Below are 13,959 nucleotides of genomic sequence, written 5' to 3' on the forward strand. Positions count from 1 at the left end.
TCACGTTCGATATTTCGGACAAGGTTCGCGTCTTGGGGTGTGCGGAGACCCGGGGAGTACGCCGGCACGGGACTGTCAGGAAGCCCCGCACCGGCGTACGGCTCGGGTGGTCACGGTTTCAGCAGGACCTTGCCGACCTCGGGGTCACCGGACCCCACCAGCTCGATCGCCTCCGCGAACGCGGCGAGCGGCAGCTCGTGCGTCACCAGGGGCGTCGGGTTCAGCAGTCCGGCGCCGAACACCCGGACCGTGTGCGCCCAGGCGTCCGGCGGTGCTCCGAACACGGTGTGCACCTCCAGCTGCCGTACGACCAGGTCGGTCGGGTCGAGGCCCTCCGCGCCCGGCGCCGGGATCCCCGTGAGGACCAGGCGTCCGCCGCGCCGCAGCAGGGAGGCGGCGGTGCGCGCGGCGGACGCCGATCCCGCGGTCTCCACGACGACGTCGAAGCCGCCGGGGAGTTCCTCGTCGCGGGTACGGAAACCGGTGGCGCCGAACTCCTTCGCCAGCGCGGCCCGGTCGGGGCGGGTGCCCACCACGAGCAGCTCGGCGGGGGAGCCCGCCCGGAGGAACTGCACCGCGAACATCCCGAGCGTTCCGGTGCCCACCACGGCCACCCGCTCACCGGGCAGCGCGTTCGCCTTGAGGGCGGCGGCCGCGATGCAGGCGGCCGGCTCCAGCAGGGCGGCGGCGGTCAGGTCGGCGGTGTCGGGCAGCACGTGGAGCAGCCGTGCCGGGAGCGTCAGCGTGGCCGCCATCGCGCCGGGAACGGTGAAGCCGGTCTCCTCGTATCCCGCCGTGCACAGGGTCGTCTCGCCCGCGTGGCAGCGGTCGCAGACCTGGCAGTTGCGGAAGCCCTCGCCGACGACCTTGCGGCCGGTGAGCGTCGCGGGGACGCCGGCTCCGACCTCCTCCACGGTCCCGGACCACTCGTGCCCGGGGGTGAGGGGGTAACGCACGTACCCTTCGGGCCGGTTGCCCTGGTAGACCTCGCGGTCGCTGCCGCAGATGCCGACCGCGTGCACCCGCACGAGCGCCTCGCCCGCCGCGGGCCGCACCGGCTCGTGCGGGACCAGCCGGTGCTCGCCCGGCCTGTCGACGACGACCGCGGTACTCACGCGTTCCCCTTGGGCCTGCGCTGCTCCCAGCCGTCCGCCCAGAGGTCGAACCGGGCCTGCTGCTGGGGGAACTCGGCCGCCGCGTCGACGTCCAGCTCGACGCCCAGACCGGGTTCGTGGGACAGCTCGAAGTAGCCGTCCACGACCTGCGGGGCGCCCTTCACGACCTTCTTGATCTCCGCGTCCGCGAAGTCGTTGAAGTGCTCCAGGATCTTGAAGTTCGGTGTGCTGAAGCCGACTTGGAGGGAGGCCGCGGTCAGGACCGGGCCGCCGACGTTGTGCGGCGCGACCAGCACGTAGTGGGCCTCGGCGGTGGCGGCGAGCTTGCGGGTCTCCCAGATGCCGCCGATGTGGCCGACGTCCGGCTGGATGATGTCGACGGCCTGGCTCTCGAAGAGTTCGCGGAACTCGATCCGGTCGTGGATCCGTTCGCCGGTGGCGACCGGGATGTCGACCTTGGCGGCCACCTTCTCCAGCGCCTTGAGGTTCTCCGGCGGCACCGGCTCCTCCAGCCACGCGGGCTGGAACGGCGCGAGCTCGCGGGCCAGCCGGACCGCGGTCGACGGGGAGAACCGGCCGTGCATCTCCAGCATCAGCTCGGTCTCCGGGCCGATCGCGTCGCGCACCGCCTCGATGAGCGACACCGAGTAGAGCGTGGCCTCGTGGTCCAGCTCGAAGTGGCCGGTGCCGAACGGGTCGATCTTCAGGGCCCGGTAACCGCGCGCGACGACCTCCTGGGCGGCCTTGTGGTAGGCCTCCGGGGTCCGCTCGGTGGTGTACCAGCCGTTGGCGTACGCCTTCACCTTGTCGGTGACCTTGCCGCCGAGGAGCTGCCATACCGGCACCCCGAGCGCCTTGCCCTTGATGTCCCAGCAGGCCATCTCGATGACCGCGACGCCGGACATCACGATCTCGCCGGCGCGACCGTAGTCGCCGTACTTCATCCGGCGGACCAGGTCCTCGACAGCGAAGGGGTCCGAGCCGAGAATGTGGTTGGTCCGGGCCTCGTGCAGGTAGCCGATCAGCGCGTCGGTGTGGCCCAGCATCCGGGTCTCGCCGACTCCGGTGATGCCCTCGTCGGTGTGCACCTGGACGTAGGTCAGGTTCCGCCAGGGTGTCCCGACCACGTGTGTGGTGATTCCCGTGATGCGCACGGCAGTTGCCCCCTGTGCTTCTCTGTTCGAAATTTCGTCACACGTTCGAAATGCTGGCGTGACAGTAGAGACGCGGCCCGGGGGGTGTCAATGGTTCGCGCAGAGAACGGTTTCGGCGGGCCTCGCGCGGGACAGTGTCGTGCGGCGGGGCCGTGTGCCGGGGGAGGCCTCGCGCGGGCGGCGCCGGTGGTGCGGATGGAGGGAAATGGCCGGGGGTGTCGCGTACCGCCATGCCGGAACTCCGGGTTCCGCACAGAACTTTCACAGGCGCGCCTAGGAACGTTACCGAGGGTGAACTTAGTCTTCCCGCGTCATGGACTACTGCCACGCGTGCCGACGGCACCTCAACGGCGCCCTTGCCTGCCCCGGGTGCGGCATCCCGGTCGAGGGCCTCCGCGCCGAAGAACCCCGGGTCCCCGCCGAACGGCCCGGCGCGCGGGAGCGGGACGCCGACCCGGTCTACGGTGCCGTCTACGACGGAGGGGTCGCGTACGACCAGGGAACCGTCTACGACGGCGGCACCTCATACGGGGACGGCACCTCGTACGACGACGGCACCCCGTACGGGGAGGGCACTGCGTACGACGGCGGCACCACATACGACGACGACGCCTCCCGCGGCGCCGACTCCGCTGCCGGCGACGGGAGTTCGCGTGATCCGGGGCATCCGGACGATCCGGTCGGTCCGGGCGAGCCGGAGGAGCTGGAGGGGCCGGACGCGGAGGGCGGTACCAGCCGCCGTGACCGCAAGGCCGCAGCGCACCGCAGGCGCCGCCGCCGCACCGTGTTCGTCGTGGCCGGCTTCGTCCTCGCCGCGGGCGGTCTGAGTCTCGCCGAACTCGGCGTCGACGCACCCGGGTTGGGTCCCAGCCCGGCGGCGGCCGGCGGTGAGTCGCCCGACGGTTCGGCGGCCGAGGCGAAGGACGCCGCGCAGCCGAAGGCCGGCACGCCGGGCCCCGGTGACGCCTCGGCCGGACGGACACCCGACGCCTCGGCCTCGCCCTCGGCCTCCGGTTCACCCTCCGCGTCCGCGTCCGCGACGAGCGCGAAGGGCACCAAGGACGCCCAGTCGGCGACCGCGGGCACGCTCCCGAACCGGCCCTCGAAGACGGCGCCCGCCCCCTCGGCCTCGCGGACCTCGACCCCCGCCACGACGGCCCCGACGACCTCGGCCCCGCCGCCGGACCCGGCCCCCTCGGAGACGTGCAGCCGCTTCCTGTGGTGGTGCGCCTAGCATCTGCCGTCCGGGTCGTGCCGGACCGCGGGGAGCGGGTCCCCGGGGAACGGGTCCCCAAGGCTCCCGGGACTCCCGGGCCCGCGTGCGGCACGGTCAGCCCGCGGTGCCGTCCGGCTCCAGCATCCTGGAGAGCAGGTCGCGCAGGGTCAGCCGCTCCTGCTCCGACAGGCCGGCCAGGGGTTCGCGCGCGAACTTCAGGGAGTCGCGCAGGCCCCCGGCCACTGTGCGCCCCTCGGCCGTCGCGGCGGCCAGTTTCACCCGGCGGTCCGCCGGATCGGGGCGCCGCTCCACCAGGCCCCGCGCCTCCAGCCGGTCCACGATCCCCGTGACGTTCGACGGCTCGCACCGCAGCTTCTGCGCCAGGCGGCGCATGGGCAGGGGCTCCAGCGAGAGCAGACTCAGCAGCCGTGCCTGCGCGCCGGTCAGGGCGTGCTCGGCCGCGGCGTCCTCGTACTCGTCGTGGTAGCGGGCCACGACCGTGCCGATCAGCTCGACGACCTCCATGGTCAAGGGGTCGATCCGGGGTCTCTTCTGGGTGGCCATGCCTCCGAGCGTACCCCGTTACTTGACATCATGAAATATTCAGGCGCATGGTTGTTTCAGGTAATGAAGTACTTGTTGCCGTGGACGAACCACCGCTGAACCGCCAGAGCCGCTCGCCCGTCACTGTGAAAGGCGCACCCTCATGTCCGAGACCCCCCACCTCCCCGCCGTCAACCGTGAATGGCAGCTGGTCAGCCGTCCGGTCGGCTGGCCCAAGCCCGAGGACTTCGCCCTGGTCGAGGCCGAGGTGCGGCAGCCGGGACCGGGCCAGGTCCTGGTGCGCAACGCCTATGCGTCCGTCGACCCGTACATGCGTGGCCGCATGAGCGCCGCCAAGTCCTATGTCGCGCCCTTCGAGCTGGGGAAGACCATGCAGGGCGGCGCGGTCGGCGAGGTCGTCGCCTCGAACGCGGAGGGCATCGCCGTCGGCGACCACGTCCTGCACTTCCTCGGCTGGCGCGAGTACGCGGTCGTGGACGCCAAGCAGGCCGTCAAGGTCGACCCCGAGGCCGCGCCGCTCTCCACGTACCTCGGCGTCCTCGGCATGACCGGCCTCACCGCCTACGCGGGGCTGCTGCGCGTCGCGGACTTCAAGGAGGGCGACGCGGTCTTCGTGTCCGGCGCGGCCGGCGCGGTCGGCAGCCAGGTCGGCCAGATCGCGAAGCTGAAGGGCGCCTCGCGTGTCATCGGCTCCGCCGGTTCCGACGAGAAGGTCAAGCTCCTGGTCGAGGAGTACGGCTTCGACGCGGCCTTCAACTACAAGAACGGCCCGGTCTCCCAGCAGCTCCGCGAGGCCGCACCCGACGGGATCGACGTCTACTTCGACAACGTGGGCGGCGACCACCTGGAGGCGGCGATCGGCTCCCTCAACCGGGACGGCCGCATCGCGATCTGCGGCATGATCTCCGTCTACAACAGCACCGAGGCCGTCCCCGGCCCGAAGAACCTGGCCCGTCTGATCCAGACCCGCGGCCGCATCCAGGGCTTCCTCGTCGGCGACCACTACGACCTCCAGCAGGAGTTCGTCCAGGAGGTCGGCGGCTGGGTCCGCTCCGGCGAGCTGAAGTACAACGAGACGGTCGTCGAGGGCATCGAGAACAACCTGGAGGCCTTCTTCGGCGTCCTGCGCGGCGACAACACCGGAAAGATGATCGTCAAGCTCTGACCTGCCCCGACCCGCGCCGACCTGCTCGGACGCGAAGGGTCCACCGCCCCCGGCCGCCCTCGGCGACCGGGGGCGGGCCTGTCGCCGGACTTCCGACATGCGATAACTTCTTTCCGAAGTCGTCGCGATCGTGGGCGCGAGTCGCGACCGGCCAAGGAGGAGCGCACCGTATGTCCATCCAGCAGTCCGAGGTCCTGTACACCGCAGTCGCCACCGCCGAGAACGGGCGGGACGGCCGCGTCGCCACCGACGACGGCAAGCTCGACGTCGTCGTCAACCCGCCGAAGGAGATGGGCGGCAGCGGCGCCGGCACCAACCCGGAGCAGCTCTTCGCCGCCGGGTACAGCGCCTGCTTCCAGGGCGCCCTCGGTGTCGTGGCCCGGCAGGAGAACGCCGACATCACCGGCTCGACCGTCACCGCGAAGGTCGGCATCGGCAAGAACGACGACGGTTTCGGGATCATCGTGGAGATCTCCGCCACGATCCCGAACGTCGACGCCGGCACCGCCCGCGCGCTCCTGGAGAAGGCCCACCAGGTCTGCCCGTACTCGAAGGCGACGCGCGGCAACATCACCGTGACGCTCGCCTGACGGCGCCCGTCGCACGCCACGGAGGCCGCACCCCGGGACGCGGGGCGCGGCCTTCGCCGTGCCCGACGACGGATCCGGTGCCGCGCCCGGCGGAATCCGGTCGCCACCGCCCCGTGATGTCCCGCGCGGCACCCCGATATGGTTCCCCCCATGCGCGATCTCGGGGTGGGTTTCGGTCATCTGTTGCGGGGCCAGCGATGGGTGGTCCGGCACGGCAAGCAGTACGGGTTCGGCCTGCTGCCCGGGCTCATCACGCTCGTGCTGTACGCGGGGGCGCTGGTCGGACTCGGCATGTACGGCGAGGACCTCGTCACCTGGTCCACCCCGTTCGCCGACCACTGGACCAGCCCCTGGTCCGGCCTCTTCCGCGGCTTCCTCACCGCCGTGCTGTTCGCCCTCGCGCTGCTCCTGGCCGTCGTCACCTTCACCGCCGTCACCCTGCTGATAGGCCAGCCCTTCTACGAGAACCTCTCGGAGAAGGTCGACCGTGACGTCTCCCCGGACGGCAGCGCCCCCGAGTCGGGGCTGCCGCTCTGGCGGGAACTGTGGATCTCCGGACGCGACAGCCTCCGGATCGTGGTGCGGGCCGCCGTCTGGGGCGTGCTGCTCTTCGCGCTCGGCTTCGTGCCCTTCGTCGGCCAGACCGCCGTCCCGGTGCTCGGCTTCTTCGTCACCGGCTTCTTCCTCACCGAGGAACTCGTCGCCGTCGCCCTCCAGCGCCGCCGGGTCGATCTGCGCACCCGCCTCACCCTGCTCCGCTCCCGCAAGACGCTGGTCTGGGGCTTCGGCACACCGCTGGCCCTGGCGTTCGTCGTGCCGTTCGTCGCGGTGTTCCTGATGCCGGGCGCCGTCGCGGGCGCCACCCTGATGGCCCGGGACCTGCTCGGCGAGGAGACGGGCGAGGGCGCGAGCGACGCCGAGGTCTCCGCGGCGGCCGCGGCGGAGGAGACCGCCACTCCGTGACCGGAGGCCCCGGCCCCTCCGGTTCAGCCGCGCGACCGCCGCGCCGCGCCGACGGCGGGTGTCCCGGAACCCGCGGCCACCGTCAGGATCGCGCGCACCTGGGCGACGATGTCGAGGCGGTTGCGCACGAACGCGGGGTCCGTCACCGCTCCGCTCGCCGGGTCCGTGTTCCCGGGCCCGAACTCCAGCACGGGCGTGTGGACATGGCCGCCCGGCAGGCTCGCGCCCAGGCCGAGACGGTCGCGCAGCAGGGTCGCCCGGTAGGCGATCTCGTTGGACAGGTAGTCCCCGCCGCCGCCCGCGCGGGCCTGCGATCCCGGCGTCGGTCCGTCGTCCCGGACGACCGGATCGGCGCCCCCGGCCGGGATCTCGGTCACCGCGGTGTGGTCGTAGACCGGGAAGCGCCCCGTCGGCGCGGCGACGATCCGCGCGTACGGGAGGGTCGTCGACGTCCACTGGGGCTGCGCGGCCGGGTCGGTCACCGGCACGGTCCCGGTGCTGGAGACGTTCTCGTTGTCCGGGAAGCCGCCCCGCCAGGCCCCGTTGGTGCGCTCCACGTCGAACCGGCCGACGCGGCCCTGGCTGACGGTCGTGAACAGGTCCACGTGCGGAAGGTACGGGCCGAGGGCGCGTTCCACCGCGCCTTCGGCGAAGTCCCGCCAGCGGACGGGGAAGACGACGGCCTCCACCCGCGCGGGCCCTTCCGCCGTCCGGATCGTCGTGCCGTCCAGGGCGAGAGCGGTCGCCCCGGAGGGGTTGGAGATCCGGACGTCCCGGTCCAGGGTGAACGGGTCGAACCCGGTGACGAGGATCCGCTTCACCCGGTCGCGCGGCGGATAGCGCACGGCGTCCTGGCCGCGTGAACCCCGCTCCAAGGCGTCGAGCAGGCGGCCGCGGCAGGCGTCGGTCACCCCGAACGCGGGCTGCCACCGCCGGACTTCGAGGGTCATGCCGAGCCGGGCCCAGTACAGCGGCCGGTCGTCGTCCCGGCTCAGGTCGCCGCCCGCGGGGCCCCGCCCCTGGACCCGGTCGACCGCCCGCTGCCACAGGCGCGCACCCTGCCGCCGGACGATCCGCTCGGCCTGCGCGTACGACCCGGCCCGCGCCAGCGCCCGTGCGAACTCCGGTGCCACCGTGTCGAATCCGGAGCGCCGCAGGATCTCCTGCGGTGCCGCCCGGTCGAGCCGCCGCTCCTCGGCCGTGGGAACCCCGGTGGCGGTGGCGGTGGGCGCGGCCGGAAGGGCCGAGGCGGCGGGCGGTGCGGCGAACCCCGCCAGCAGTGCGAGCCCGAGGACGCCGATCCGAACGCGGAGACGATTCAAGGGAGTTCGGGCCTTCCGTCGCGTGGGGGTGCAGCCGGACGGCGCCGAGTATCCCGTGACGCGTGGGACGGGCGCCATGGCGCGGGGCCGATGTGGCCGAAGCGCGCCGGTCGTCCGACGGTGGAGTCGCTCACGGGGAGAACGCGGCCGCCGAGGTCCGCAGCGCGGCCTGGAACGCCGTGCGGGCCGGTGTCAGGGACGGCCCGCGCGGGGTCGCCGCGTACACCGCCCGGGCGGGCGCGGCCTCGTCGCGGACCGGGACGAGCGCGATGCCGGGCCGTACGGCCTCGGCGGCGAGCGCCGGGACCGGGGTCACCCCGAGCCCGGCGGCGACGTACCCCTGCCGGGCGGTCCACTCGGCGACGACGTGCGCGATGCGTGGCCGGAACCCGTGCCGCAGCGCCGCGTCGAGGAGTGTCCCCTCGGACCGCCGGCTCCCGGACACCCAGTCCTCGTCCGCCAGTCGGGGCAGCCGCACCCGGCCGGTCCGGCCGGACGCGCCGGCGGAGGTGGAGGTCGTCGCCGCGGTCGGCGCCCCCGTGACGGGGTGAGCCGGGCGGCGGCGCAGGAGAGAGCGGTCAGTGCTCGCCGAGCAGTGTCAGGAAGTCACGGAACGCGGCCGGCATGTCCACCGACTCCGGGTCCAGCAGCCATTGGTACTGGAGCCCGTCCATCACGGCCACGAGCAGGGGGGCGGCGCGCTCCGGCGTGAGGCCGCTCGGCAGCCGCTCCCCGTACTCGGCGCGCAGCACCGCGGCCATGTTCGCGCGGACGGCGGTGTAGCGCCGGGTGAAGAACTCGCGCGCCGGGTGCCCCTCCGTGACGCTCTCGCCGAGCAGCGCGGAGAACGTCTGGATGATGCCGGGCCGCATCGCGTTGTACTCGACCAGCGAGACGAGCAGATCGGACCGCCACGCGCTGTCCGGCACGGCGTCCCACTGGTCGCGCTCCTTGAGCACGGCGACGAGCAGCGCCTCCTTGGTCGGGAAGTGGTGCAGCAGGCCCTGCTGGGTGAGTCCCACGCGCTCGGCGACCGCGGCGAGGCTCGCGCCCCGGTAGCCGCGCTCGGCGATCACCTCCAGCGCCGCACGCACGATCTCCGCGCGCCGCTCCTCACTCCTGGTCCTGGTCGCCATGGCGTCACCGTACGGCATCCGATCACCGCGATTGTAACGGCAGAATAACGAAACCTACCGCTCTACAGGTAGCCGATGCAGGATGGAGGCCACAGACGGCTTTCAACGAGGAGGTGCCGCCATGGCGGAGACAGCGGTGGACACGGCGAAGGACCCGCAGGGGGCGGACGCGGCCCGCGAGGCCGTCGTCGAGGCGGCGCTCGCCCGCCTCGACCTCGACGCGAAGGCGCGCCTGCTGGCCGGCCAGAACATGTGGACGCTCCCCGCGCTCCCCGAGATCGGGCTGCCGTCGCTGGTCATGTCGGACGGCCCGATCGGCGTCCGCGGCGTCCACTGGACCGCCGACGACCCCTCCGTCGCCCTGCCCTCGCCCACCGCCCTCGCCGCCACCTGGGACCCGGAGCTGGCCCGCCGCGCCGGCACGCTCCTCGCCCAGGAGGCCCGCCGCAAGGGCGTCCACGTCCTGCTCGCCCCCACCGTGAACCTGCACCGCTCCCCGCTCGGCGGGCGTCACTTCGAGGCCTACAGCGAGGACCCCCTGCTGACCGGCGCGATCGGCAGCGGCTACGTCCGGGGCGTGCAGTCCGGCGGAGTCGGCACCACCGTCAAGCACTTCGTCGCCAACGACGCCGAGACCGACCGCTTCACCGTCGACAACCTCGTCTCCGAACGCGCCCTGCGCGAGCTCTATCTGGCCCCCTTCGAGACCATCGTCGAGAACGCCCACCCCTGGGGCATCATGACCGCCTACAACCAGGTCAACGGCACCACGATGACCGAGCACCGCCACCTCGTGAACGAGGTCCTGCGCGGCGAGTGGGGCTTCGACGGCTTCAACGTCTCCGACTGGATGGCCGGCCGCGCCACCAAGGCCGCCATCGAGGGCGGCCTCGACGTCGCCATGCCCGGCCCCCGCACCGTCTACGGCGCCCCGCTCGCCGCCGCCGTCCGGGCCGGCGAGGTCGACGAGGCCACCGTCGACACGGCCGTCCGCAACGTGCTGCGCCTCGCCGCCCGCGTCGGCATCCTCCAGGGTGCCGAGCCCGTCGTGACCGACCTGCCCGCGACCGTCGACGGAGAGGCGCTGGCCCGCGAGATCGCCCGCCGCGCCTTCGTCCTCGTCCGCAACGAAGGCGCCCTGCCGCTCACGGAAGGCCGTCGCGTCGCGCTCATCGGGGCCGCGGCCCGCGACGCCCGTGTCCTCGGCGGCGGCTCCGCCACCGTGTTCCCCGCCCGGGTGGTCTCGCCCCTCGACGGCCTCACCGCCGCCCTCCCCGAGGGCACGCTCAGCTACGCCGTCGGCGCCGACCCGACCGTCGAACTCCCCGTCGCCGACAAGGGGTTCGAGCTGCGTGCGGTCTGCCGCGACGCCACGGGGGAGACCATCGGCAGCGGCTCGGCCCCGAGCGGCCAGATCCAGTGGATGGGTGACGACCTGCCCGAGGGCGTCACCCACGACACCCTCCACACCGTGGAGCTGACCGGCACCTTCACCCCGCGCGACACCGGCCTGCACACCTTCGGCGTGAAGGGCCTCGGCGCGTTCACCCTCACCGTCGACGGCACGACCTGCTTCGACGGCGTCCAGGGCACCGACAAGGACGACCCCTTCATCACCTTCTTCGGCGCCCCCGTCCCGCGCGGCCGGGCCGAACTCACCGCCGGAACGCCCGTCGAGGTCTCCCTCACCTACGTCGTCGCCCTCCCCGAGGACATCCCGATGAAGGTCGTCGGCTTCTCGCTCGCCCACCAGGAACCGGTGCGCGACGCCGACGAACTGATCGCCGAGGCCGTCGAGGCCGCCCGCGCCGCCGACACCGCCGTCGTCGTGGTCGCCACCACCGACCGCGTCGAGTCCGAGGGCTTCGACCGCGCGGACCTCGGGCTCCCCGGCCGCCAGGACGAGCTGGTGCACGCCGTGGCCGCCGCCAACCCCAACACCGTCGTGATCGTCAACTCCGGCTCCCCGGTGGAGCTTCCGTGGCGCGACGAGGTCGCCGCGGTGCTCCTGAGCTGGTTCCCCGGCCAAGAGGGCGGCGCCGCCCTCGCCGACGTCCTCACCGGCGCCCACGAGCCCGGCGGCCGCCTCCCCACCACCTGGGGCTCCCTCGCCGACGCCCCGGTCACCCGGGTCGCCCCGGCCGACGGCGAACTCCCCTACACGGAGGACGTGTTCATCGGCTACCGCGCCTGGGAGAAGGAGGGGCGGACCCCCTCCTACCCGTTCGGCCACGGACTCGGCTACACCGACTGGACGTACGAGGCGATCGAGGTCGAGGGAACGACCGTGACCGTCCGGGTCCGCAACTCCGGTGAGCGCGTCGGACGCGAGGTCGTCCAGGTCTATCTCGCCCCCACGGAACCGGACGCGGAGCGGCCCGCCCGGGCGCTCGCCGGATTCGCCGTCGTCGAGGCCGCCCCCGGCGCGAGCGTCGAGGCCGTCGTGGAGCTGCCGCGCCGCGCGTTCGAGCTCTGGGACACCGCCGCCGGCGGCTGGGCGTTTGTGAAGGGTTCGTACGAGATTCAGGCAGGGCGTTCCCTCATGGACCCCCGGCTGCGCACGATCATCGAGGCGTGACCGGCGCACGTCCCCCCGAGCAGCCCCGGTCCGGAACCTGACCTCCGGACCGGGGCTCGCCCTTCTCCTGTCGCCAGGGCCTGTCGCCCTAGTCCCGCGTGGAGAACGCGTACACCGTCTCCGACCGGTAGACCTGGCCCGGCCGCAGCTCGGTGGTCGGGAACTCCGGCCGGTTCGGCGAGTCGGGGAAGTGCTGGGTCTCCAGCGCGATCCCGTCGTTGGGAGCGAACGGGGCGTCGAGGTGGTCGGCGGTGTAGAACTGCAGGCCCGGTTCGGTGGTCGCCACGGTCAGCACCCGCCCGGACGCCGGATCGTGCAGCTCGGCCACCTCGACCGGCGTGTCCGTGATCCCCTTGTCGAGCACGAAGTTGTGGTCGTACCCCGCCCCCGTCTTGCGCGCGGTGCGGAAGTCGAAGCGGGTGCCCTCGACGGGCTCCAGCTCCCCGGTCGGGATGAGGTCGGCGTCGACCGGCGTCAGCCGCGAGGCGTCCAGCCGCAGCTCGTGCCCGATCGCGCTGCCGGATCCGCTCAGGTTCCAGTACGTGTGGTTCGTCAGGTTCAGCACCGTCGGCGCGTCACCGACCGCCTCGTAGACGATGCGCAGCGCGCCCCGCTCGTCGAGGGTGTAGGCCGCGGAGACCTCCACGCGGCCCGGGAAGCCCTCCTCGCCGTGCGGGCTGACCCGGGAGAGCCGCACCCCGTGTTCGAGCGGCTCCGCGTCCCACACCCGCTTGTCGAAGCCCCCGTCGCCGCCGTGCAGCGAGTTGGGCCCGTTGTTCGGCGCCAGGTGGTAGGTCGCCCCGTCGAGCGGGAAGCGCGCCCCGCCGATCCGGTTCGCGTACCGCCCCACCAGGGCCCCGAGATACGGCTCCGGGTGCTCCACGTACCCCGCCAGGTCGGGGAAGCCCAGCGTGACGTCGAGGGCCCGCCCGTCCCGGTCCGGCACCTCGGCCGACTGCACGATGCCGCCGTACGTGAGCACACGCACCCGGACCCCGGCCCGCTCCAGCGTGAAGCGGTGGACGGGGGTGCCGTCGGAAAGTGTGCCGAAAAGTTCGCTCATGGGAGAAACCCTAGGTGACGGGCTTCCGCGCGGTAACGGTCCGGTAGGCGATCTCCGCGAGTCGGGCCTGGCCGTCCGTGCTCGGGTGGAACCAGTCCCAGTGGCTCAACTGGTCCGTGCCGAAGCGGTAGTCGAACACGGCGTTCCCGTCGAAGCGGCAGTACCGGTCCTTGGCGCACACCTCGCGCAACACCTGGTTGTAGGCCTCCACCCGGTCCTGCACCCGGTCCCGGCGCAGGGTGGCCGCCGACGTGAGCGAGTCGGCGTCACCGAGCATCGAGGGACAGATGCCCAGCTTCCAGATCTGCTTGCCCAGCGCGTTGCCCCGCCCCTGCGACCACAGCCGCTTCAGGTCCGGCACGCTCGACACGTACACCTGGGTCTTGGGCAGTGTCCCGCGCAGGGTGTCCATCGCGTCCTGGAACGAGCGGCGGAAGGACGTCACCGACGTCATCGCCGAGGTGGAGGCGCGGCAGGCGTCGTTGGCGCCCGCCATCACCGTGACCAGCGCCGGCCGGCGGGTCGCCGCCTGCGCCATCTGGCCGGGCAGGTCGTCCATCCGTGCGCCGGTCACCGCGTAGTTCCAGCTCCGCTCCGCCGCCCCGGTCCTGCCGAGCAGCCGGACCGCGAGACTCCTGACCCGCGGATCGCTGCCGGTCGCCCAGGACACCTCGGGGCAGTCGGACAGCACACTGCACGCGTCGAACCCGCGGGTGATGGAGTCGCCGACGGCGGCCATCGACGCCGGGCTGCGGTCCCACGCCGGCGTGGGCCTCGGGGACCCGTGGCCCCCCGTGCCGCTGGGCGCCGAGGAGTTGCCGCCGGAGGCGTCGCACCCGGCGGCGCCGAGGAGGGCCGCCACCGCGACGGCGAGGACGGCCCGTGAACGGTGGCCGCGATTGCGCATCCCCTGGTCTCCTCGTTCGTTGTACAGGGTTGGTCGGCACCCGCTCCGTGCGGTCGGTCGCACCACGTCGTACAGGGCCGGCCACCCGCTTTCCACGGGGCGGCCGGACCGGCCCGGAAACCGTTCCGGACCCCCGCAGGAGGTCCGGACGCGTCCCGCCGGGTGAAACCTCGGAGTTCACGGCGC

The 13,959-nt window shown here is 73.0% G+C and carries 13 protein-coding genes; 5 read left to right on the forward strand and 8 right to left on the reverse strand.

Annotated features, from left to right (window positions below; translation table 11 throughout):
* Positions 1-110: 110 nt before the first annotated feature.
* A complete protein-coding gene (locus OG406_RS27150) occupies positions 111-1,115 on the reverse strand; it encodes a zinc-dependent alcohol dehydrogenase (protein WP_267050713.1) in 1,005 nt (334 codons plus the stop codon).
* Positions 1,112-2,269 (reverse strand): mandelate racemase/muconate lactonizing enzyme family protein, encoded by a 1,158-nt coding sequence (locus tag OG406_RS27155; RefSeq protein ID WP_329188252.1) that lies wholly within the window; start codon positions 2,267-2,269, stop codon positions 1,112-1,114. The genes OG406_RS27150 and OG406_RS27155 overlap by 4 nt, the downstream gene beginning before the upstream one ends.
* Positions 2,270-2,582: 313 nt before the next feature.
* On the opposite strand from OG406_RS27155, the gene OG406_RS27160 reads away from it, so the two are divergent.
* On the forward strand, positions 2,583-3,503 hold the full coding sequence (locus tag OG406_RS27160; RefSeq protein WP_329188254.1) for an SCO2400 family protein: 921 nt from the start codon (positions 2,583-2,585) through the stop codon (positions 3,501-3,503).
* Between the two features lie 96 nt (positions 3,504-3,599).
* Here OG406_RS27160 and OG406_RS27165 read toward each other — a convergent pair whose 3' ends face one another.
* On the reverse strand, positions 3,600-4,049 hold the full coding sequence (locus tag OG406_RS27165) for a MarR family winged helix-turn-helix transcriptional regulator (RefSeq protein WP_266613492.1): 450 nt from the start codon (positions 4,047-4,049) through the stop codon (positions 3,600-3,602).
* 142 nt (positions 4,050-4,191) lie between these two features.
* Here OG406_RS27165 and OG406_RS27170 point away from each other — a divergent pair, with 142 nt between their 5' ends.
* From OG406_RS27170 to OG406_RS27180, 3 genes are all read left to right on the forward strand, one after another.
* The gene (locus OG406_RS27170) at positions 4,192-5,214 is read left to right on the forward strand and encodes an NADP-dependent oxidoreductase (protein ID WP_266613490.1); all 1,023 of its coding nucleotides are present in this window, start codon (positions 4,192-4,194) and stop codon (positions 5,212-5,214) included.
* A 170-nt stretch (positions 5,215-5,384) separates the two neighbouring features.
* A complete protein-coding gene (locus OG406_RS27175; RefSeq protein ID WP_164375613.1) occupies positions 5,385-5,804 on the forward strand; it encodes an organic hydroperoxide resistance protein in 420 nt (139 codons plus the stop codon).
* A gap of 150 nt (positions 5,805-5,954) precedes the next feature.
* Positions 5,955-6,767, forward strand: coding sequence for an EI24 domain-containing protein (locus tag OG406_RS27180; protein WP_329188258.1), 813 nt, complete (start codon positions 5,955-5,957; stop codon positions 6,765-6,767).
* 23 nt (positions 6,768-6,790) lie between these two features.
* On the opposite strand, the gene OG406_RS27185 is transcribed toward OG406_RS27180, so the two are convergent.
* From OG406_RS27185 to OG406_RS27195, 3 genes are all read right to left on the reverse strand, one after another.
* Entirely contained in the window at positions 6,791-8,089 is a 1,299-nt protein-coding gene (locus OG406_RS27185) for a pyroglutamyl peptidase (RefSeq protein WP_329188260.1), read from the reverse strand.
* A gap of 130 nt (positions 8,090-8,219) precedes the next feature.
* Positions 8,220-8,567 carry a LysR substrate-binding domain-containing protein gene (locus tag OG406_RS27190; RefSeq protein ID WP_329188262.1) on the reverse strand — a complete coding sequence of 116 codons (348 nt, stop codon included), beginning with the start codon at positions 8,565-8,567 and terminating at the stop codon, positions 8,220-8,222.
* Positions 8,568-8,667: 100 nt separating this feature from the next.
* Positions 8,668-9,243 carry a TetR/AcrR family transcriptional regulator gene (locus tag OG406_RS27195; RefSeq protein WP_081217109.1) on the reverse strand — a complete coding sequence of 192 codons (576 nt, stop codon included), beginning with the start codon at positions 9,241-9,243 and terminating at the stop codon, positions 8,668-8,670.
* A 103-nt stretch (positions 9,244-9,346) separates the two neighbouring features.
* Here OG406_RS27195 and OG406_RS27200 point away from each other — a divergent pair, with 103 nt between their 5' ends.
* Positions 9,347-11,803 (forward strand): glycoside hydrolase family 3 protein, encoded by a 2,457-nt coding sequence (locus OG406_RS27200; protein ID WP_329188265.1) that lies wholly within the window; start codon positions 9,347-9,349, stop codon positions 11,801-11,803.
* Between the two features lie 88 nt (positions 11,804-11,891).
* On the opposite strand, the gene OG406_RS27205 is transcribed toward OG406_RS27200, so the two are convergent.
* Positions 11,892-12,866, reverse strand: coding sequence for an aldose epimerase family protein (locus OG406_RS27205; RefSeq protein WP_266613484.1), 975 nt, complete (start codon positions 12,864-12,866; stop codon positions 11,892-11,894).
* Positions 12,867-12,876: 10 nt separating this feature from the next.
* Entirely contained in the window at positions 12,877-13,773 is an 897-nt protein-coding gene (locus tag OG406_RS27210; RefSeq protein WP_266848697.1) for an SGNH/GDSL hydrolase family protein, read from the reverse strand.
* Between the last annotated feature and the right edge of the window lie 186 nt (positions 13,774-13,959).

The organism is Streptomyces sp. NBC_01428 (assembly GCF_036231965.1).
GTDB lineage: Bacteria > Actinomycetota > Actinomycetes > Streptomycetales > Streptomycetaceae > Streptomyces.